This is a genomic window from Jejuia pallidilutea, from assembly GCF_002973595.1.
GTDB lineage: Bacteria > Bacteroidota > Bacteroidia > Flavobacteriales > Flavobacteriaceae > Jejuia > Jejuia pallidilutea.
Map to the genome: position 1 here is coordinate 55101 of NZ_PVEO01000008.1, position 18927 is coordinate 74027.

Here is an 18927-nt window from a genome sequence, read left to right on the forward strand (position 1 = left end):
TTTAAACAACATCTAAGGTTTTTAAAATTTATTTGTTAACGTCTTCTTCCTCCTGATGAAGAACTTCTAGAGCTTCCTGAACTTCTAGAGCTTCCTGATGATCTTGATACAGATCCAGAACTTCTGGAAGATGAGGACGATCTTGAATAAGATCCGCTTCTGCTACTTGAAGAGCTACTTCTACTATAATTAGAATTACCGCTTCTAGAATATGTTGAAGGCGAACTTCTTCTAATAGGTGACGAATATCTGCTGCTAGACGACGATCTATTTGGTGAATAAGATGGCTGTCTTGAACTGCTTCTTCTCACCGTTGAGTTTCTGTTTATTGTAGTTGGCGAACTAGAGCGTCTTACATTAGAGGTGCCATTTGTTCTAGAAACATTACTGCGTCTTGTTGTGCTATATCTAGACGATGTATTGTTAGTTGCGGCAACACTACTTCTGCGCGACGTACTATTATATCTTCTTGTAGAATTAGAGGTTCTAGCTGTAGTAGAAGAACGTCTTGTATTGGCAATACTACTTCTTCTTAAAGCATTGTTACTAGAACTCCTACCATAAAAGGCAGCACTTCCTCTTCTGGTGTTGCTAAACGCTAACCTGCTACCAAATCTGTTCCCTACAAAAAAGTTATTTCCATAGAAACCAGGACCCCAGGCATTCCAGCCTCCCCAGCCCCAATTATTCCAACCCCAACCGAAGCCACCGCCCCAGCCCCAGCCAGCGTTAAACCATGGGTCGTTCCAACCCCAGCCACCGCCCCAGCGGTTCCATCTATTCCAACCCCAGTTGTTCCAACCCCAGCCAAAGCCACCGCCCCAGCCAAAACCAGCATTAAACCAAGGGTCCCAAGCCCAGTTGTTCCAACCGTTGTCATGGTAGTTTATTACAACATTGCTGTTGGTTTGTCCCCATCCAACATTACCTTGATAATCGTTGTATATAGTATCGTTTACAGCTAAGTTGTTTTCACTACTATAGCTATCTATATCGGTAAATATGGCGCCGTTATCTGTAGCAATCTCATACTCTTGTGCTTTATTTTTAAAGTAATTTTCATAATAATCATTACCTTCAGCATTGGCGTTTGCGTCAACAACTCTTACTTGATTTTGCGTATTATCGTTGGTTCCGCCATAAATACCATCATTGTCAACACCTACATATTGGTAGGAACCGCAAGATGCTAATCCGAAGAACAATCCAAGGATTGCTGCGAACTGCATTTTCGATTTTAAGTAGTTATTAATTTGCATATCTCTATAATTTAATTGTTGAACATCACAAAAATAGTTAGTTTTGCGCAACTATTTTTTTATTTAACATAAACACAATATTTGTGCCAAAGAACCGATATGAGCAAAAAACTTACCAGTAGGGCAGAAGATTATTCAAAATGGTACAACGAATTAGTTGTTAAGGCTGATTTAGCGGAGAATTCCGCAGTAAGAGGTTGTATGGTTATTAAACCTTATGGTTATGCTATTTGGGAAAAAATGCAAGCAGAACTAGACCGAATGTTTAAGGAAACAGGGCACCAAAATGCTTATTTTCCTTTATTTGTGCCTAAAAGTTTGTTTGAGGCCGAAGAGAAAAATGCAGAAGGTTTTGCCAAAGAGTGTGCTGTAGTTACTCACTACAGGCTACAGTCTGATCCTGATAACGAAGGTAAATTAAGAGTAGACCCAGAGGCAAAACTTGAAGAGGAATTGGTGGTACGCCCAACCAGTGAGGCTATTATTTGGAATACCTATAGAAATTGGATTCAGTCTTACAGAGATTTACCTTTGTTAATAAACCAATGGGCCAATGTTGTACGTTGGGAAATGCGAACGCGTTTATTTTTGCGTACTGCAGAATTTTTATGGCAAGAAGGGCACACCGCACACGAAACAAAAGCCGAGGCTATCGAGGAAACCAAGTTAATGAACAGCGTTTATGCAAAATTTGCAGAGAACTTTATGGCTATTCCTGTAATACAAGGCGTAAAAACAGAAAGCGAGCGTTTTGCAGGAGCAGAAGACACGTATTGTATAGAGGCCTTAATGCAAGATGGAAAGGCTTTACAGGCAGGTACATCTCACTTTTTAGGACAGAATTTCGCAAAAGCATTCGATGTGAAGTTTGCTAACAAGGAAGGAAAGCAAGATTACGTTTGGGCTACCTCTTGGGGAGTGTCTACTCGTTTAATGGGAGCGTTGATTATGACTCATAGTGATGACAATGGGTTGGTGCTACCTCCAAATTTAGCGCCTTATCAGGTAGTAATTGTGCCTATTTATAAAAATGAAGAACAGCTTGATGCTATTAGTAAAGTAGCCGAAGATATTATTGGCGATTTAAGGGATAGGAACATCTCTGTAAAATTCGATAAACGTGATACGTTAAGACCAGGAGCAAAATTTGCGCAACACGAATTACAAGGTGTGCCAGTGCGCATTGTAATTGGACCAAAAGATTTAGAAAATGAAACTGTTGAGGTTGCCAGAAGGGATACGTTAACTAAGGAAACTGTAATTTTAGATAGGGTTAGTGTTGTTGTTGAAGATTTGCTAGAAGATATACAAAAAGCACTATTTAACAAAGCATTAATTTTTAGAAACGAGCATATTACTGTAGTAGATAATTTTGATGCATTCAAAGAAACCATAGAAACTAAAGGCGGCTTTGTTTCTGCACATTGGGACGGTACTACCGAAACGGAAGACAAAATAAAAGAAATTACTAAAGCTACCATACGTTGCATTCCTTTAGATGCCAAGGAAGAAGAAGGTGTTTGCGTGTATTCTGGTAAACCATCACAAAAGCGTGTTTTATTTGCAAAGGCGTACTAATACCAATGGAATAAAAAATGTGATTAGGTGATTTCTGTTTTTGTGTTTTTCCAAAAATTAGAGTCTCAGCTGAGCTTGTGTTTATATTTTAAGCCTTATTTAGAGCAGGATTAATTCCGTTTTTTTAGCGTTCAAATGGTGCAAATTAAATTTTTTTAAAAAAAAATTAATCAAGTGTTGCAACATTTAAAAATAGTTGTATTTTTGCATCCGCAATGGAAACGTTGCAGGTTCATTTAAAAATGTAATAACCAAATGGCCCGTTCGTCTATCGGCTAGGACGCCAGGTTTTCATCCTGGTAAGAGGGGTTCGATTCCCCTACGGGCTACAACATTTAACAAGAAAAAAATAAAATGGCAAATCATAAGTCAGCTTTAAAAAGAATTAGAAGTAACGAAGCAAAACGCGTAGTAAATAAATACCAGCATAAATCCACTCGTAGTGCTATAAAAAAGTTACGTGAATTAACTGATAAGAAAGAAGCAGAAGCTATGTTTCCTTCAGTAGTTTCCATGTTAGATAGACTAGCAAAGAAAAACATTATTCACGCTAACAAAGCTGCTAATTTAAAATCTGGTTTAGCAAAACACATTGCTGCACTTTAATAGATAGTACATAGTTATATAATATTTGAAAAAACCACTCAATTTTGAGTGGTTTTTTTGTGCGCTTTACTATTCAGATTTATGGACTTCCAGTTCAATTTCAATCATAAACTCTGGTATTGCTAGCTCCTTAACCCCAAGCCATGAACCTGTTGGGAAATGTTTTGTATATATTTTATTTCTGTAAGCTGCATTTTCAAGAAACAATGGCATATTAGTGGTAAAAATATTTTCTACAACAACATCATCAAAAGAGCAATTAAAATGCTTTAAAATTTTTTCTAAGTCAGCATAACAATTTTTCATTTGTTGTCCCAAATCACCAATGGCAGTAGGATTTCCTTGGTCGTCCATACTTACAGCTCCAGAAATTTTTATACTGCTACCTATTTTTACAGCATGTGAATACCCGTATGCTTTTTCTATATCTGGCCTAAGAAGAAAATACTCAGGACGCTCAATTTTAACAATGGTTTCTTTTTCGTGTTTCACTTTTTCCTTTTGTTGGCAATTTTGAAATGTAAAGGCTAGGGCAAGGAGAAAAAAAGGCAAGATGAATTGCTTGATAGGAATAGTTGGTTTTTTCATAATTGTATAATAATATTTTGCCTACTGTATTAGGTTTTCGGCTTTCCCTTGATACTTAAAATTATATTTTAAAGAACTTTAATCAAAAAGTTTTTGCTTAAATTAATAAAAGCTCTGTAATAAAAGGGTTTTCTTATCGCTAAATTTATTTCCATAATTGGTTATTTAATTTAGTGTTAAGCACTTTATACCGCGATTAGACTTTTTTTTCATTAACACTAAAAAAGTTAGGACAGAGACTTTTTCAATCTATAAATAATAAAGACTGATGTTAGTAATCGTGTATAATGGTATTTTTTTATTTAGAATGAAGTGAAAAATCTATTGATAATTGATGAGATTCTACGTTGCCTTGTAATGACGTAATCAATATATTTTTTGTTTTGTTATATAATTAAGAACATTCATGAAAAAAGCCTTGATAAAAATATATCAAGGCTTAGTTAATTTGAGTTAGTCACTTTTTAATTATCCATTCATGGAAATTAAAAATTCTTCGTTATTTCTAGTTTGCTTAAAGCGGTCGTTAATAAATTCCATTGCTTCTACTGGGTTCATATCTGCTAAATATTTACGCATTACCCACATACGCTGTACAGTGTTTTCGTCTAGCAGTATATCGTCGCGACGTGTACTTGAAGAAGTAAGATCGATAGCTGGGAAAATTCTACGGTTAGATATTTTTCTATCTAACTGAAGTTCCATGTTACCAGTTCCTTTAAATTCTTCAAAAATAACTTCATCCATTTTAGAGCCTGTTTCAGTAAGTGCAGTTGCTATAATGGTAAGTGAACCACCATTTTCTATGTTACGCGCAGCACCAAAGAAGCGTTTTGGTTTGTGTAGTGCATTAGCGTCTACACCACCACTTAATATTTTACCAGACGCAGGTTGTACCGTATTGTAAGCACGTGCTAAACGTGTAATAGAATCTAGTAGAATAACCACATCGTGACCACATTCTACCAAACGTTTTGCTTTTTCAAGAACAATATCGGCAATTTTTACATGTTCGTGAGCTTCTTTATCGAAGGTAGAAGCAATAACCTCTCCACGTACATTACGTTGCATATCGGTAACTTCTTCTGGTCGTTCATCAATTAATAAAATCATTTGATAAACCTCAGGATGATTTGCAGCTATAGCATTTGCCACATCCTTAAGTAACATAGTTTTACCTGTTTTGGGTTGCGAAACAATCATACCACGTTGCCCTTTACCAATAGGAGCAAACAAATCCATAATTCTAGTAGAAATGGTACTTTGGCGTTCGGCGATATTAAATTTTTCTTGAGGAAATAAAGGGGTTAAATGCTCAAAGGCTACACGGTCTCTAACCACATTGGGATCTTGACCGTTAATTTTGCTTACCTTAATTAAAGGGAAGTATTTCTCACCTTCTTTAGGCGGTCTTACATGCCCTAAAACTGTATCGCCTTTTTTAAGGCCAAACAATCTTATTTGCGATTGCGATACATAAATATCATCTGGAGATGATAAATAGTTGTAATCTGAAGATCTTAAAAACCCATAGCCGTCTTGCATAATATCTAGAACACCTTCACTTTCAATAATGGCATCAAACTCATAATCTGGTTCGCGGTAACGGTTTCTGTTGTCTTTATTACCATTGTTGCCTTGGTTTTTATGGCTCTGATTTTTGTGCTGGTTGCTATTGTCGCGACGCGTGTTTTGGTTACGTTGCTTATTATCACGTTGCCCTCTGTTTTGGTTGTTGTTAGAGGGCTTTTGGTTTTTCTCGTTAGAAGATTTGTTATCCTTACTATCAGTAGCTGGTTTTTCTTGAGTGCTTTTAGAAGGCGCATTGTCTTCTTTTTTAGCCTCTTTTTTAGGTGCTTTTTGCACACGCTGTCTTGTTTTTTTAGCAGGTTGTTCTGTATTTTGTTCTGCTGTAGGAGCTACTTCTTTAGCAGCTTTTGGGTTGGCAGCCTGATAATCTAGGATTTGATATACCAAATCTAATTTCTTCATAGATCGGTACTTAGGTATACTTAATTGTTTTGCAATCTCTTGTAAATCAATAAGTTTCTTTTCTTTTAGTTGTGAAATTTCAAACATAAATGTTTCGTTGAATGCTATTATATTGGATATAAAATTTTGAGTTTTCCGAAAAAAAATAGATTTTTTATTCTGAAGAGTTAACAATCTGTATTAGCGATTGTTGAGAATTATTATTGCAATAATACAACTTTATTTTAATTTATACTGTCAATTTTATAAAGAAACTACTATTTTTGCAATCCAGATTACAAAATTTATATGTTACAGCGCATACAAAGTGTTTATTTACTATTAGCGGCAGCCAATGCTTTGGTGCTAATATTTGTATTTCATTTATGGGTTACAGACAATGGTACTGCGGTTTTTGCGAAAGACGAGTTGCCATACTTTGCAGCATTTTTAGTATCTGGCGCATTATCGTTAGTTACTATTTTTTTATACAAAAACAGGAAGCTTCAATTTGTATTGGGGCGTCTTAACATCATATTAAACTTTTTTTTACTAGGATTTTTCGTGTATTTATCTCTAAATTTATCTGGAGAAACTATTGTTTCTGAGAAAGGTATTGGGATGCTTCTTCCTATTATTTCTATCGTGTTTTTGGCCTTGGCCAATAAAGCCATTAAAAAGGATGAAGATCTTGTAAAATCTGTAGATAGATTACGTTAAACCTAACATCTTAGTAGTATTAGTGCGTAAGCCCAAGGTGAAGATCTTGGGCTTTTTTAATGAAATGTTGTTTTGGAAAGCGAACAGTATTCAAAACAGAAAATAGAACAAACCCTTACAAAAGCTAGATAAAAACTTTAATTGAGGCCAAAAAAAAGCCTGAACATAAGTTTCAGGCTTGTATAAATTGTTAATGTCTCTTATTTTATTTCAACCAGTTCTAAGTCAAAAATTAATTCTTGTCCAGCCAAAGGGTGGTTTGCGTCAACAACAATATGGTCTTCTTTTACCTCTGCAACTCTAAATTGTATCTCTCTTCCGTTTTCATCCTTAGAAGCAAGCCCCATGCCAACCTCGGGTGTCATGTCTGGTGGTAGTTGTTCCTTTTTTACGTCATAGAACAATTCTTTATTAACCTCACCATAAGCTTCTTCAACAGGTATATTAATAGTTTTTTTCTCGTTTACCTCCATAGCAATGATACCTTTTTCAAAACCAGGAATAAGCATGCCTTTGCCAAGTGTAATTTCTAGAGGTTCTCTTTCTAAAGAACTATCAAAAACTTGCCCATTGCTTAATTTTCCTGTGTAATGTACTTTTACCGTATCATTTTCTTTTACTTTACTCATAAATAATAATGTTTACTTTTTATATTTAGGCAAAAGTACGATTTGTAAAATAGAATGTAGCCTTTTTTGGTGTCTTTCCAGTATTGCCATTACTATAATTTAAACATGTCTTTTCAATTTAGCCCTTTTTTAGTGCGTGTTTTCTATATACTTAAAGGTTTTTTTTAGCATATAAAAAACTATCGCAATTGCGAATTTGATGCCTTATGGAAGAAATTTATTTAACTGGCACTCGATGTAATGTTTTGCAGCGCTACAAACGGTTATCTTTTTGAAAACTCAATAACCTCTAGGTTGTCAATTTTTTTGTTATTAATGGTAAAGCGCAACATGGTCCTAGTTTTATGAAATCCATGTTTGCCTACCGCGCCAGGGTTCATGTGAAGAAGGTTTAATTGTTTATCTGGCATAACTTTAAGAATGTGAGAGTGCCCACATATGAATAGCCGTGGTGGATTTTGTTTTATGGCTTCACGAATTCGCATGTTATACGCCCCAGGATACCCCCCAATATGTGTAATCCAAACATCTACACCTTCGCACATAAAACGATTGTGTTCTGGGAATTCGGTTCGTATTTCGGTACTATCAATATTACCATAAACACTACGAAGTGGTTTTAGGGCTTTAATGGCATCTGTAACTTTTAAATCGCCAATATCACCGGCATGCCATACTTCATCAGCTTGTTTTACGTATTTTAAAATAGTGTTGTCTATGTAGCTGTGGGTGTCTGATAGGAGTAATATTTTTGTCACTTGTATTTAATTTACTTCAGTATTTCGAAAACATACTTATGTTGGTAAAGTTATGGAATCTTTAGGTAAAAGGTTTTTAAACTTTTTATGGGTTTCTATTGGCTTTGTTAGACAAATACTGAAATTCGTTTAATACTGCGTATTAAGTCATTAAAAATAAATGTAATATTAGAGGGTGAGAGTATTTAACGCAACGTTTTGTAAAAAGAAGCATCTATTAAAAAAATAAAATTATGAAATTTCTAAACGAACCGCTAAACTAACCTTCATAAAAAAACAAAAGTTTAGTTTTAAAGCAAATCTTAGGAACACACTGTGTTAAGAATATAATCCTGATAATAATAGCTAAAGTAATTAAAGCCAGAACCTGACTTTAGAAGTGTTGCTTGTTCGCTCAGCACTGGCAGGTAGGTGCCCAAAATCTTTTAATATTTAATTAAGATATGGTGCTTTTTAAGAAGCACAAATCTGTCTATCTTTGCACCCTTACTAAAGCATTACATGAGTTGCGATATTTTATAGAACTTTCTTATAATGGTAGCGCCTACCACGGTTGGCAAAAACAACCTACAGCTGTAACGGTTCAAGAGGTTTTAGAAAATGCTTTGTCTACCTTGTTAAATGAAACCATAGCTGTAATGGGTGCAGGACGTACAGATACTGGTGTGCACGCTAAACAAATGTTTGCGCATTTTGATACAGCTAGGGAATTTAAGGCGGAAGATTTGGTGTACAAACTCAACTCTTTTTTGCCTTACGATATAGCCATTATATCCATTTTTAAAGTGAACCCCGATGCGCATGCACGTTTTGATGCTACTAAGAGAAGCTACATATACCGTGTAGGTTTACATAAAAATGTATTTACACATAAATTGGCCTATGCGTTAAAGCAACCTTTAGATATAGATAAGATGAATGCTGCCGCAAAAATTTTATTTGATTATAAAGATTTTCAATGCTTTTCTAAGTCGAATACCGATGTAAAAACGTATCATTGCGATATAATGGAAGCCCAATGGATTGCAAAACATAACGAGTTGCATTTTGAGATTACTGCAGACCGTTTTTTAAGAAACATGGTGCGTGCCATAGTAGGCACCATGATTAATATTGGTTTGGGTAAAATAGAAGTTAACAATTTACACACCATTATACAATCTAAAAATCGAAGTGAAGCTGGATACTCGGTACCAGCACACGGTTTGTACTTAACCAAAGTGGAATACCCAGAAACCATTAAACCTTAAATGACAAAGCCAAAAGAACAAATATTTGATGTATCGTTGTTTAAACGACTGTTTCAGTTTATTAAACCGTACAAACTGGTGTTTACAATTTTGTTTGTTTCTGTAATTATTATTGCGGGCCTTGGTATTGCTACACCTATTTTACTACAACATGCTATTGATGAGAACCTAACAAACAAAATAGCCGAAGGCTTTTTATGGTTTGTATTGGTAATGGTAGGTTTGTTATGTTTAGAATTTATATTCCAGTTAGTATTTATTTATTACTCTGGTTGGTTAGGGCAACATGTTGTTAAGGATGTTCGCGTTAAATTATTTAATCACTTGCTTCGTTTTAAAATGAAGTATTACGATAATTCTTCGGTTGGGGTGCTAATTACACGTTCCGTAACCGATATGGAGCGTATTGCCGATATTTTTGGTCAAGGCTTATTTCAGATATTTAAAGATTTACTTACCATGATTGTGGTTTCTGGTGCCATGTTTTACATGAACTGGAAATTAAGCCTTATTGTATTTGCTATGTTGCCAATTGTGTTATATGCCACACGGTTATTTCAAAAGTACATGAAAAAAGCGTTTGAGGAAGTGCGTACCGAAGTTTCTAACTTAAATTCCTTTGTGCAAGAGCGTTTAACGGGCATGAAAATTTTACAATTGTTTGCAAGAGAAGCTATTGAAAATGAAAAGTTTAGAAAGATAAACGAACGCCATAAAAAAGCTTGGTTAAAAACAATTTGGTATAACTCTATTTTCTTTCCTATTGCAGAATTATCGTCGTCTATCACTATTGGTTTGGTGGTTTGGTACGGTGGAATGTCATACGCGTTAAGCGACACAGCATCTCAAGGCGTGCTTTTTGCATTTATTATGTTTATTCCAAAGTTGTTTAGACCATTACGACAAATTGCTGATAAGTTCAACACGTTGCAAATGGGTATGGTAGCAGCAACTAGGGTTTTTAGGGTTATAGATACCACATCGCAAATAGACGATAATGGTACCTACGAAGCGGCACATTTTAAAGGCGATATTACTTTTAAAAACGTATGGTTTAATTATGTGGATGACGAACCGGTATTAAAAGGTGTTTCTTTTGATGTAAAAGCGGGACAAACTATAGCTATTGTTGGGGCAACTGGAGCTGGGAAATCTACGATTATAAATCTATTAAATCGTTTTTATGAAATTAAAAGTGGAGTAATTGCCGTAGATGCTATAGATATTAAGGATGTTACACTGGCCTCTTTGCGCACACAAATTGCTGTAGTTTTACAAGATGTGTTTCTATTTGCAGATACAATTTTAAATAATATTACACTTAACAATCCTAACATTACAGAACATCAAGTTATTGAAGCTGCTAAATCTATTGGTGTGCACGAATTTATTAGTAGCTTGCCTAGTGGTTATCAATATAATGTTAAAGAACGTGGTGTTATGTTGTCTTCTGGCCAGCGTCAACTCATTTCATTTTTAAGGGCTTATGTTACCAATCCCAGTATTTTGGTGCTAGATGAAGCAACGTCTTCTGTAGATTCTTATTCAGAACAGTTAATTCAAAATGCTACAGATAAAATTACAAAGGGAAGAACCTCAATAGTTATTGCACACCGATTGGCTACTGTAAAGAAAGCTGATAAAATTTTAGTGATGGACAATGGCGAAATTGTAGAACAGGGTACACATAAAGAGCTGCTAAAAAAGAAAAACGGTTACTACAAGAATCTATACGAGGTTCAGTTTCTAAAAGAAAAAGAATTAGTTTAACCACCTTTTGCCGCTTTTTGTGCCTCAATTATAGGTTCTAAATCGCCATTTAAGTGCATAATTATAGCCCAAATTATTCCAGCAATAATAGATATGCCTCCAAACACAAAAAGGAGTATTACTAAAAATAAAAATGTTTTTAGAATAAGTTCGCCAGCAGATAGCTTAAATAATCTGTTTAATAAAAAACAATGGTATAGCAGAACCACCAAGTAAAGCCACATACCAAATTTAAGGTAGTAGCTAGGTGCAATTACAAGTACGATAAGTCCTAGAGTTACTGAAGTGATAGAGTATAGCGACATGCTGTACATGTAACTCACTAAATGTTCTGTAAAATTATAGCGTTTGTTCAAGAATAATATCCACGAGATAAGTGCGAATAAGGGAATCATAGACGCATATATAAGTGAGGAATATTCTAGAGAAAAATCGGCCGAAGATGCCATTATATCTTCTGATACTTTATTAGAATACATTGTAGAAGTGTCAAAAAGTTGAGATGCATCTAAAGCATTTTTATAAAATTTCTTTATAATGAAAATACTAAACCCTGTTAAGGTTAATGAGATTCCAAAAAAGCTTATGGGGTTTATATATCGCTTTCTAACACCTTTTACATAACTATCGATAACCTCTTCTGGTGCTTTACAAAGGCAAACAATAGTTTTTAGTAATTTATTATCATAATTAAAAAAAGTTTCACCTAGGTGTTGAATCAAATTTTTAAGCGTGAGTCTTTTTTCTATGCTTTTAGCTCCGCATTTATGGCAAAATGCACTATCTGAGACCAGTTTCGTGTTGCAGTTTTTACAGTTCATCAATTTAAATATTTATAAAAAATTGCTCCTATAGAAAGGAATATTATTATAACTATAAATATTATTGCATATATAAAAGCAATTAATAAAAACCGTGCAATGCTTTCTAAAAGACTTGTTTTAAAAACACGGTGTAAAACAAATAACAGATATATAAATGTTAGAACACTTACAAATAAAGAAACTGTTAAATAATCACCACCACAAACTAAAAATAGAATGCTAAGTACGCTACTAATAATAATTATTTGTGCCGAATAATAGAGGTTAATTACAATATGTTCTGTAAAATTGTAGCGTCGGTCTCCAACTATATAGTAAGCCACCCAAGTAGAAAATGCCGAAATTGGTACGCTTAGTACATAAATTAAACTTTGGTAGTTGTTAACAAAACTATAATCCATATACTCTGGCGAGAAAGGATTATCTTCTTGATTGCCCATGTTTTTAAAGGTATCTCCATAAAAATTATCTAACTCTAGAGCTTCTTTAAAAAACGTGTTCATTAAAAACACTTGAATACCAACTAATGTTAAAGAAATAGCGAAATACTGAATAACATCAACATATTTTTTTCTTGTACCATTTATATAGCTTACAATAACCTTTTCTGGCGCCTTAAAAAGCGTGATTAAAGTTTTTAATAATTTATTGTCGAGGTTAAAAAAATAGGTGTTAATTTCAGAACAAATATTTTTAAACGTTAGCCTGTTTCTAATAACTTTAGCACCACATTCAAAACAAAAGTTTTGATTAGTTTTTAGTGAAGTGCTACAGTTTTTACAAACCATTAGGAGAGGTCTTTTTTAATTATTTTGGCAAGTTCGGTTGTATCTTCGAACACTACAAATTCACCGTCTTTAAAATACGAAATGTGTCCGGTTTCCTCACTTACAGCCAAAGCTAAAGCATCGGTTTTTTCGGTTACGCCAATGGCGGCACGATGACGTAAGCCAAAACGTTGAGGTATGTTTTTATCGTTGTTAACAGGAAGAATAACACGTGTAGCTTTCACAATATTATTACTAACAATAATGGCACCGTCGTGCAGTGGGCTGTTCTTAAAAAATATACTTTCTATAATGGGTTGAGTTACTTTAATATTCATTTCATCGCCAGATTCGGAGAGGAAATCGAGGTTGTTATTGCGTTCAAACACTATTAAGGCGCCTGTTTTAGACATGCTCATTTTATTGCAAGCCGAAATAATAGCATCAACATTAGTAGCAATTGTGCCTTCGGTTTTTAAAAATTTGAACTGTTTTAAAAATTTACGACGCCTGCTAAAATTGGTAGAGCCTACCATAAGTAAAAACTTGCGTATTTCTGGTTGAAACACCACAATTAATGCTATAATACCCACTTTCATAAACCCGCCAAAAATGCCGTTTAGCAATTCCATGTTTAAGAATTCGGTTAATTTCCAAGCACCGTAGATGATAATGATACCGAGAAAAATATTTATGGCTACAGTACCTTTAACAAGTTTATACAAATAGTAGAGTAGAAGCGCTACTAAAAATACATCAAGGTAATCTATAAAACGAAGGTTTAAAATGTCATCAAAGATGTTCAAGGGTAAAGGGTTTTGGTAAATTTAATAAATTACATGGAATCTATAATGAATTCGTGATTTGATATTTTAATTCCATCCACCTCTAATTTTCTTATGATATTCTGAAATGTAATATAATCTTGAAATTTAAGATTGGATAGGAAAGAGGAGTATAAAACAATGTTAGTTTTATCTTTTATTTTTGTTAAATCGTTTAAAAGATCGTTTTTGTTTGAGCTTATTTCATCGGTAAAATTAGGATTGGCAAATTCAGGAAAATGTATTCTTATGGAATCTAAATTTATAACTTGAATCAATGTTTCGTGGTTTGGTGTTGAAAGCTCTATATCTTTTCGCTCATACAAATCTTGAAAACTGTAATGATAGTTGATTTCTGTAAACTCCAAAAACCCTAAATTGTTTTTACTCAAGTCATAACAAGTAAAATAGTTTTTTGCCTTTTCATTTTTATGACTTGAAGATTTCTTTTTGGATTGTAAAAATTTAATGTGTGGAATGGCTTGTTTTAAAGTGAGGCGTTTATCTACATTAACTAGCCAATTTGTAGTGCTTATTAAATTTTTTCGGTTAAGGTCTGTACTGTCAGTTTTAGTTTCATCATAAAATAAGTATGCTGCAGATACGTCTGTTATTTCATTAATTTTAGCATTATCAATTTGTGGTAGTTGTAGTTCTCTTTCGTTTACACAGGAAATAAAAAGAACTGCTACTACTATTAGAAATGTATTTTTCATTATTTAAAAAAATCTTTATTTGTTTTATATCATCCTTTACCCTCTTCACATTAGAGGGGAAACTGTTGCTATGAAATTGTTATGCTTTATTTAGTGCTTCAACCAATTTTACGGTCTCCATAGCTTCCTTTACATCATGCACACGTAAAATTGAAGCGCCTTTTTGTAATGCAATAGTATTTAAAACGGTAGTGCCATTTAGGGCTTCCTTTGCTGTAGTTTCTAAGGTTTTATAAATCATAGATTTTCTAGAAACACCAACCAATAGAGGTTTTTCAATCATTTTAAATACTTCAAGTTTACGCAATAATTCAAAATTTTGTTCTAATGTTTTAGCAAATCCAAATCCAGGATCAATAATTACATCAATAATTCCTAAATCTCTTGCAGCTGTAATACGTTCAGAAAAATAGAATATAATATCCTTAACTAAATCTTCATAATTTGTTAGGCTTTGCATATTTTGTGGCGTTCCTCTCATGTGCATCATTATATACGGTACTTGTATTTCTGCGACGGTTGTTAGCATATTATCGTCTAGCTTTCCTGCCGAAATATCATTTATAATTGCTGCTCCGGCTGCAATACAGGCTTTGGCTATGCTACTTCTAAATGTGTCTATAGAAAGTAAGGTTTCTGGAAAGTTATTTAAAATTAATTTAACTATCGGGAGTATTCGCTGTAACTCTTCCTCTTCGCTAACATGGTCGGCATTTGGCCTCGAACTGTAAGCGCCAACATCAATAAAGGTGGCGCCGTTGTTAAGCATGTATTCTACCTGTTTTAAAATAGAAGCTTCGTCCTTATACATTCCGCCATCGTAAAACGAATCTGGCGTAATATTTAAAACACCCATTACTCTTGGGGTAGATAAATCGATAATTTTGCCTTTGCAGTTTATAGTCATAAAACAGATTAAGATTTTAAATTCAAGATTCAAAGTTATCAACATTACGTTAAACTTATGCACGCTTTGTAAAACATTGAATGTTGAACTTTGAACTTTGAAGTATTTATGCGAAATTTACGCAAAATACATATTGAACTCATCTTAATTTTTTGTTTTTAACCGAAAATGAGTTAAAATTTATTTAGATGAGACACTTTTTTGAAAACGCATAGCAATGTAGCTAAGGCTAAAAAAAGTAATGGTATATAAATTAATTTTAAACATTCTTTAGAAAATAGAAAAAATCAAAAAATGAGTTCACTACAAATGCAAGATACCTCCAAACAATATGATGCGGTAATAGATAACTGTAAAAGTTTATTTCTGAAGAAAATGAGCGATTATGGTAGTGCGTGGCGAATTTTAAGATTACCATCGTTAACAGATCAAATTTTTATTAAAGCACAACGCATTAGGGGCTTGCAGCAAAATGATGTACAGAAGGTTGATGAAGGACAAGAAAGTGAGTTTATTGGCATTATTAACTACTGTATCATGGCATTAATTCAGCTGGAAAAAGGTGTGGTGGAACAACCAGATATGACCACAGAAGAAGCCACCACATTGTATGAAAAGCATGTTGCCATCACTAAAAAATTAATGGAAGACAAAAACCATGATTACGGCGAAGCATGGCGTGATATGAGAGTGAGTAGTTTAACAGATTTAATATTGCAGAAGTTATTGAGGGTTAAGCAAATAGAAGATAACAAGGGTGTTACATTGGTAAGTGAAGGCATTGATGCTAATTATCAGGATATGATAAACTATGCGGTTTTTGCTTTAATCTTACTTAGTGAAAATTAAAGTAAAAACAAATATCAAAACCTAAATACCAATGGCTTCTGAAATACAGAATGTATATAATCTAGAAACTAGAACTTTTGAATTCGCCAGAGATTGTAGGTTTTAGTCAAAGAATTAAAGCGAACAATTTCAAATATTGAAGTTGAGATGGTAAGCAATTAGTGAAATCATCGGGTTCAGTTGGAGCCAATTACATTGAAGGCTACGAAGTTAAGTGATAAAGATTTCAAGAAAAGAAGCAAAAGAAAGTGCGTATTGGTAAAAATTACTCAAAGAAATGAATAAAAATGAGGAAGATAAAATTGAAACCTTAACAAAAGAAGCAAACGAAATACGAAGAATTCTTTCTTAAATCATTGATAAATTGAAGTAATTTTTAATGTGTTTGAGCAAGTTTTAGGAATTTAGTTTTTTCTCTTTTGGAATTTAAATAAGTTATGAAAGCATTAGTAGCAATAAGTAGAATAGTAGTTGGCGTATTATTTATCTTCTCAGGATTTATAAAGTTGAACGATCCCTTAGGGTTTTCGTATAAACTACAGGAGTATTTTAGTCCAGATGTTTTAAACATTCCGTTTTTAGAACCTTATGCACTACTAATATCGGTATTCGTCGTTGTTTTCGAAGTCGTTTTAGGCGTGTTTTTACTTATTGGTTATAAACCCAAATTTACTGTTTGGAGCTTATTGTTAATGATAGTGTTTTTTACCTTTTTAACATTTTACGCAGCCTATTTTGAAAAGGTAAAAGACTGTGGCTGTTTTGGGGATTTTATAAAGTTAAAGCCTTGGGAAACGTTCTGGAAGGATGTAGTATTATTGGTATTTATTTTAGTTTTGTTCTTTGGTGTAAAACATATAAAACCGGTATTTTCTAAATTACCAACAACCATACTAGCTTTACTAGGCTTTATATTAAGTTTATGGTTTGGTTACCATGTATTAATGCACTTACCTGCTATAGATTTTAGAGCTTACGCTATAGGGAAGAATATTAAGGCAGGTATGAGTATTCCCGAAGACGCACCAAAACCAATACAAGAATACAGTTGGAAATTTAATATAAATGGTGAAGAAAAAATCATTACAACAAATGGCTCTTATCCATCGGTAGAAGGAGAGTTTATTGGTGTAGAAACTAAAGTAATACAAGAAGGGTACACACCACCAGTAGTTGATTTTTCTATAGAAAGCGAAGATGATAACCTAACCGATTATTTCTTAGAACAAGACAACTTAATACTGGTAGTGTCTTACAGTCTAGAAAAAATTGAGCGAGATGGAGCCTTAAAATTAAAAGCGCTACAAGACCAAGCAAGACAAAATAACTATAAAATTATTGGGTTGACAGCATCAGGAGAAGAAGCAAAAAACCGTATAAACGAAGCTTATAATATAGATTTTGAATGGTATTTGTGTGATGAAAAAGCGTTAAAAACTGTAGTGCGCTCCAATCCAGGAATTTTAGAATTAGATAGTGGTACCGTAAAACAAAAAGTACATTGGAATGATTTGGAGGATTTGGAACTGCCTAAAGTTGAACCTAAAATTAGCTCTCCAAAAAAGTTTCAACAAGAAAATATTGCTTACTTTATTAATGGAGAAGCCTCAACAAAGGAAGCGGTAGAAGCTTTAGATTCAAATAGTATTGAAAGTGTAAATGTTAATAAAAACGAAATTACTTTAAAAGAATATAACGTTGAAAATAACACATCTTATACAAGCATTATTCAAGTAAAACTAAAAGAAAACTAAAAGCGTTTTTTAGCTATTTTTAAAACCAACAACCAATAACCATTAACCAATAACAAACAACTGATAAATTACCTACTAAATAAAATCTTTTATGCCATACTCACATTATTTGGAGTGGTAACTGTTATTTTCTTCCTATTTAACGTACTTCCTGGAGATCCTGCGCAAATGATGATGGGACAAAACGAAGACAGCGAACAACTCGCCAAAGTAAAGGCAAAATATGGCTTCGATAAACCTGTTTTAACACAATACGCATATTATATTAACGATTTGTCGCCATTATCCTTTCATTCTAAAAACCAAGAAGACTACACGTTTTTGGCAGAAAACAAGTATCATGGCGTTCAGCTCTTTTCAGTTGCAAATACCACAATTGTTTTAAAGTTTCCTTATTTAAGGGAGTCGTTTACAAAACAAGGTAAAAAAGTAACTGAAGTTTTAGGCGAAACCCTACCAAATACTTTTGTGTTAGCTGTTTCTGCAATTGTTATTGCTATGATTTTGGGGGTGTTACTGGGAATTGTTTCAGCTTTATATAAAGACCAATGGCTAGATAAAACCATTCAAATTTTTAGTACCTTAGGTATGAGCGTGCCATCGTTTTTTAGCGCCATCTTATTCGCTTGGTTTTTCGGTTACATATTGCACGAGTACACTAATTTAGAAATGACAGGTAGCCTGTTCGAGCTAGACGATTTTGGCGAAGCTATGCACATTAAATGGAAAAACCTTTTGCTGCCAGCCATTGTTTTAGGTATTCGTCCGTTAGCCGTAGTTATTCAGCTTATGCGAAATTCATTATTAGAAGTATTTAACCAAGATTACATAAGAACGGCAAGGGCAAAAGGCCTAAGCGAATTTAAAATTATAAAAAGGCATGCTGTAAAAAATGCATTAAACCCTGTGGTAACTGCAATATCGGGGTGGTTTGCTTCCATGTTGGCAGGCGCAGTTTTTGTAGAGTATATTTTTGGCTGGAACGGGTTGGGTAAAGAAATAGTAAATTCTCTTAATACGCTAGATTTACCAGTAATTATGGGTGCCGTTTTAGTAATTGCAACCTTATTTGTAATTATTAATATTATTGTCGACTTAATTTATGTTTGGTTAGATCCAAAAGTTAAATTACAGTAATAAATATCTGCGAAGGTAGG

18 protein-coding genes and 1 tRNA gene are annotated in these 18927 nt (G+C 33.8%); 9 read left to right on the top strand and 10 right to left on the bottom strand.

The window, feature by feature from the left end:
• Positions 1–35: 35 nt before the first annotated feature.
• On the bottom strand, positions 36–1229 hold the full coding sequence (locus CLV33_RS17565) for a hypothetical protein (RefSeq protein WP_170064022.1): 1194 nt from the start codon (positions 1227–1229) through the stop codon (positions 36–38).
• Between the two features lie 129 nt (positions 1230–1358).
• On the opposite strand from CLV33_RS17565, the gene proS reads away from it, so the two are divergent.
• The 3 genes from proS to rpsT all read left to right on the top strand — a co-directional run bounded on the left by proS (position 1359) and on the right by rpsT (position 3443).
• Complete coding sequence (gene proS, locus CLV33_RS13300) at positions 1359–2837, top strand: proline--tRNA ligase (protein ID WP_105474331.1); 1479 nt, start codon at positions 1359–1361, stop codon at positions 2835–2837.
• Positions 2838–3094: 257 nt separating this feature from the next.
• A tRNA-Glu gene (locus tag CLV33_RS13305) sits at positions 3095–3166 on the top strand.
• Between the two features lie 25 nt (positions 3167–3191).
• Complete coding sequence (gene rpsT, locus CLV33_RS13310) at positions 3192–3443, top strand: 30S ribosomal protein S20 (protein ID WP_105474332.1); 252 nt, start codon at positions 3192–3194, stop codon at positions 3441–3443.
• A 69-nt stretch (positions 3444–3512) separates the two neighbouring features.
• On the opposite strand, the gene CLV33_RS13315 is transcribed toward rpsT, so the two are convergent.
• Together CLV33_RS13315 and rho are read right to left on the bottom strand one after the other, a co-directional pair.
• On the bottom strand, positions 3513–3935 hold the full coding sequence (locus CLV33_RS13315) for a RidA family protein (protein WP_394340407.1): 423 nt from the start codon (positions 3933–3935) through the stop codon (positions 3513–3515).
• 564 nt (positions 3936–4499) lie between these two features.
• A complete protein-coding gene (gene rho / locus CLV33_RS13320) occupies positions 4500–6110 on the bottom strand; it encodes a transcription termination factor Rho (RefSeq protein ID WP_105474334.1) in 1611 nt (536 codons plus the stop codon).
• A gap of 201 nt (positions 6111–6311) precedes the next feature.
• On the opposite strand from rho, the gene CLV33_RS13325 reads away from it, so the two are divergent.
• Entirely contained in the window at positions 6312–6722 is a 411-nt protein-coding gene (locus CLV33_RS13325; RefSeq protein WP_105474335.1) for a DUF4293 domain-containing protein, read from the top strand.
• Between the two features lie 200 nt (positions 6723–6922).
• Here CLV33_RS13325 and CLV33_RS13330 read toward each other — a convergent pair whose 3' ends face one another.
• Together CLV33_RS13330 and CLV33_RS13335 are read right to left on the bottom strand one after the other, a co-directional pair.
• The gene (locus tag CLV33_RS13330; RefSeq protein ID WP_105474336.1) at positions 6923–7351 is read right to left on the bottom strand and encodes an FKBP-type peptidyl-prolyl cis-trans isomerase; all 429 of its coding nucleotides are present in this window, start codon (positions 7349–7351) and stop codon (positions 6923–6925) included.
• A 263-nt stretch (positions 7352–7614) separates the two neighbouring features.
• On the bottom strand, positions 7615–8109 hold the full coding sequence (locus CLV33_RS13335) for a metallophosphoesterase family protein (protein WP_042246563.1): 495 nt from the start codon (positions 8107–8109) through the stop codon (positions 7615–7617).
• A 506-nt stretch (positions 8110–8615) separates the two neighbouring features.
• On the opposite strand from CLV33_RS13335, the gene truA reads away from it, so the two are divergent.
• The gene (gene truA, locus CLV33_RS13340) at positions 8616–9359 is read left to right on the top strand and encodes a tRNA pseudouridine(38-40) synthase TruA (protein WP_105474337.1); all 744 of its coding nucleotides are present in this window, start codon (positions 8616–8618) and stop codon (positions 9357–9359) included.
• Entirely contained in the window at positions 9360–11129 is a 1770-nt protein-coding gene (locus CLV33_RS13345) for an ABC transporter ATP-binding protein (RefSeq protein WP_105474338.1), read from the top strand.
• Here CLV33_RS13345 and CLV33_RS13350 read toward each other — a convergent pair.
• The 5 genes from CLV33_RS13350 to folP all read right to left on the bottom strand — a co-directional run bounded on the left by CLV33_RS13350 (position 11126) and on the right by folP (position 15167).
• Positions 11126–11851 carry a DUF3667 domain-containing protein gene (locus CLV33_RS13350; RefSeq protein WP_170064023.1) on the bottom strand — a complete coding sequence of 242 codons (726 nt, stop codon included), beginning with the start codon at positions 11849–11851 and terminating at the stop codon, positions 11126–11128. The genes CLV33_RS13345 and CLV33_RS13350 overlap by 4 nt on opposite strands.
• A gap of 98 nt (positions 11852–11949) precedes the next feature.
• Positions 11950–12741, bottom strand: coding sequence for a DUF3667 domain-containing protein (locus CLV33_RS13355; protein WP_105474340.1), 792 nt, complete (start codon positions 12739–12741; stop codon positions 11950–11952).
• Positions 12741–13526, bottom strand: a complete 786-nt coding sequence (locus tag CLV33_RS13360; protein ID WP_042246549.1) for a diadenylate cyclase — start codon at positions 13524–13526, stop codon at positions 12741–12743. The genes CLV33_RS13355 and CLV33_RS13360 overlap by 1 nt, the downstream gene beginning before the upstream one ends.
• Before the next feature lie 29 nt (positions 13527–13555).
• The gene (locus CLV33_RS13365) at positions 13556–14260 is read right to left on the bottom strand and encodes a hypothetical protein (RefSeq protein ID WP_105474341.1); all 705 of its coding nucleotides are present in this window, start codon (positions 14258–14260) and stop codon (positions 13556–13558) included.
• A 79-nt stretch (positions 14261–14339) separates the two neighbouring features.
• Positions 14340–15167 carry a dihydropteroate synthase gene (gene folP, locus CLV33_RS13370; RefSeq protein WP_105474342.1) on the bottom strand — a complete coding sequence of 276 codons (828 nt, stop codon included), beginning with the start codon at positions 15165–15167 and terminating at the stop codon, positions 14340–14342.
• 309 nt (positions 15168–15476) lie between these two features.
• Between folP and CLV33_RS13375 the strand changes: the two genes are divergently transcribed.
• The 3 genes from CLV33_RS13375 (at position 15477) to CLV33_RS13385 (ending at position 18907) form a co-directional block, all read left to right on the top strand.
• Positions 15477–16016 (top strand): DUF1599 domain-containing protein, encoded by a 540-nt coding sequence (locus CLV33_RS13375; protein WP_105474393.1) that lies wholly within the window; start codon positions 15477–15479, stop codon positions 16014–16016.
• A 437-nt stretch (positions 16017–16453) separates the two neighbouring features.
• The gene (locus tag CLV33_RS13380; protein WP_105474343.1) at positions 16454–17770 is read left to right on the top strand and encodes a BT_3928 family protein; all 1317 of its coding nucleotides are present in this window, start codon (positions 16454–16456) and stop codon (positions 17768–17770) included.
• A gap of 60 nt (positions 17771–17830) precedes the next feature.
• Complete coding sequence (locus tag CLV33_RS13385) at positions 17831–18907, top strand: ABC transporter permease (RefSeq protein ID WP_105474344.1); 1077 nt, start codon at positions 17831–17833, stop codon at positions 18905–18907.
• The last annotated feature ends 20 nt before the right edge of the window (positions 18908–18927 follow it).

What these genes read in the sequence shown, in the direction of transcription:
- CLV33_RS17565 (WP_170064022.1), bottom strand. Translation starts at nt 1,229, where the DNA reads ATGCAGTTCGCAGCAATCCTTGGATTGTTCTTCGGATTAGCATCTTGC.
- proS (WP_105474331.1), top strand. Translation starts at nt 1,359, where the DNA reads ATGAGCAAAAAACTTACCAGTAGGGCAGAAGATTATTCAAAATGGTAC.
- rpsT (WP_105474332.1), top strand. Translation starts at nt 3,192, where the DNA reads ATGGCAAATCATAAGTCAGCTTTAAAAAGAATTAGAAGTAACGAAGCA.
- rho (WP_105474334.1), bottom strand. Translation starts at nt 6,110, where the DNA reads ATGTTTGAAATTTCACAACTAAAAGAAAAGAAACTTATTGATTTACAA.
- CLV33_RS13325 (WP_105474335.1), top strand. Translation starts at nt 6,312, where the DNA reads ATGTTACAGCGCATACAAAGTGTTTATTTACTATTAGCGGCAGCCAAT.
- CLV33_RS13330 (WP_105474336.1), bottom strand. Translation starts at nt 7,351, where the DNA reads ATGAGTAAAGTAAAAGAAAATGATACGGTAAAAGTACATTACACAGGA.
- CLV33_RS13345 (WP_105474338.1), top strand. Translation starts at nt 9,360, where the DNA reads ATGACAAAGCCAAAAGAACAAATATTTGATGTATCGTTGTTTAAACGA.
- CLV33_RS13355 (WP_105474340.1), bottom strand. Translation starts at nt 12,741, where the DNA reads ATGGTTTGTAAAAACTGTAGCACTTCACTAAAAACTAATCAAAACTTT.
- CLV33_RS13365 (WP_105474341.1), bottom strand. Translation starts at nt 14,260, where the DNA reads ATGAAAAATACATTTCTAATAGTAGTAGCAGTTCTTTTTATTTCCTGT.
- folP (WP_105474342.1), bottom strand. Translation starts at nt 15,167, where the DNA reads ATGACTATAAACTGCAAAGGCAAAATTATCGATTTATCTACCCCAAGA.
- CLV33_RS13375 (WP_105474393.1), top strand. Translation starts at nt 15,477, where the DNA reads ATGCAAGATACCTCCAAACAATATGATGCGGTAATAGATAACTGTAAA.
- CLV33_RS13380 (WP_105474343.1), top strand. Translation starts at nt 16,454, where the DNA reads ATGAAAGCATTAGTAGCAATAAGTAGAATAGTAGTTGGCGTATTATTT.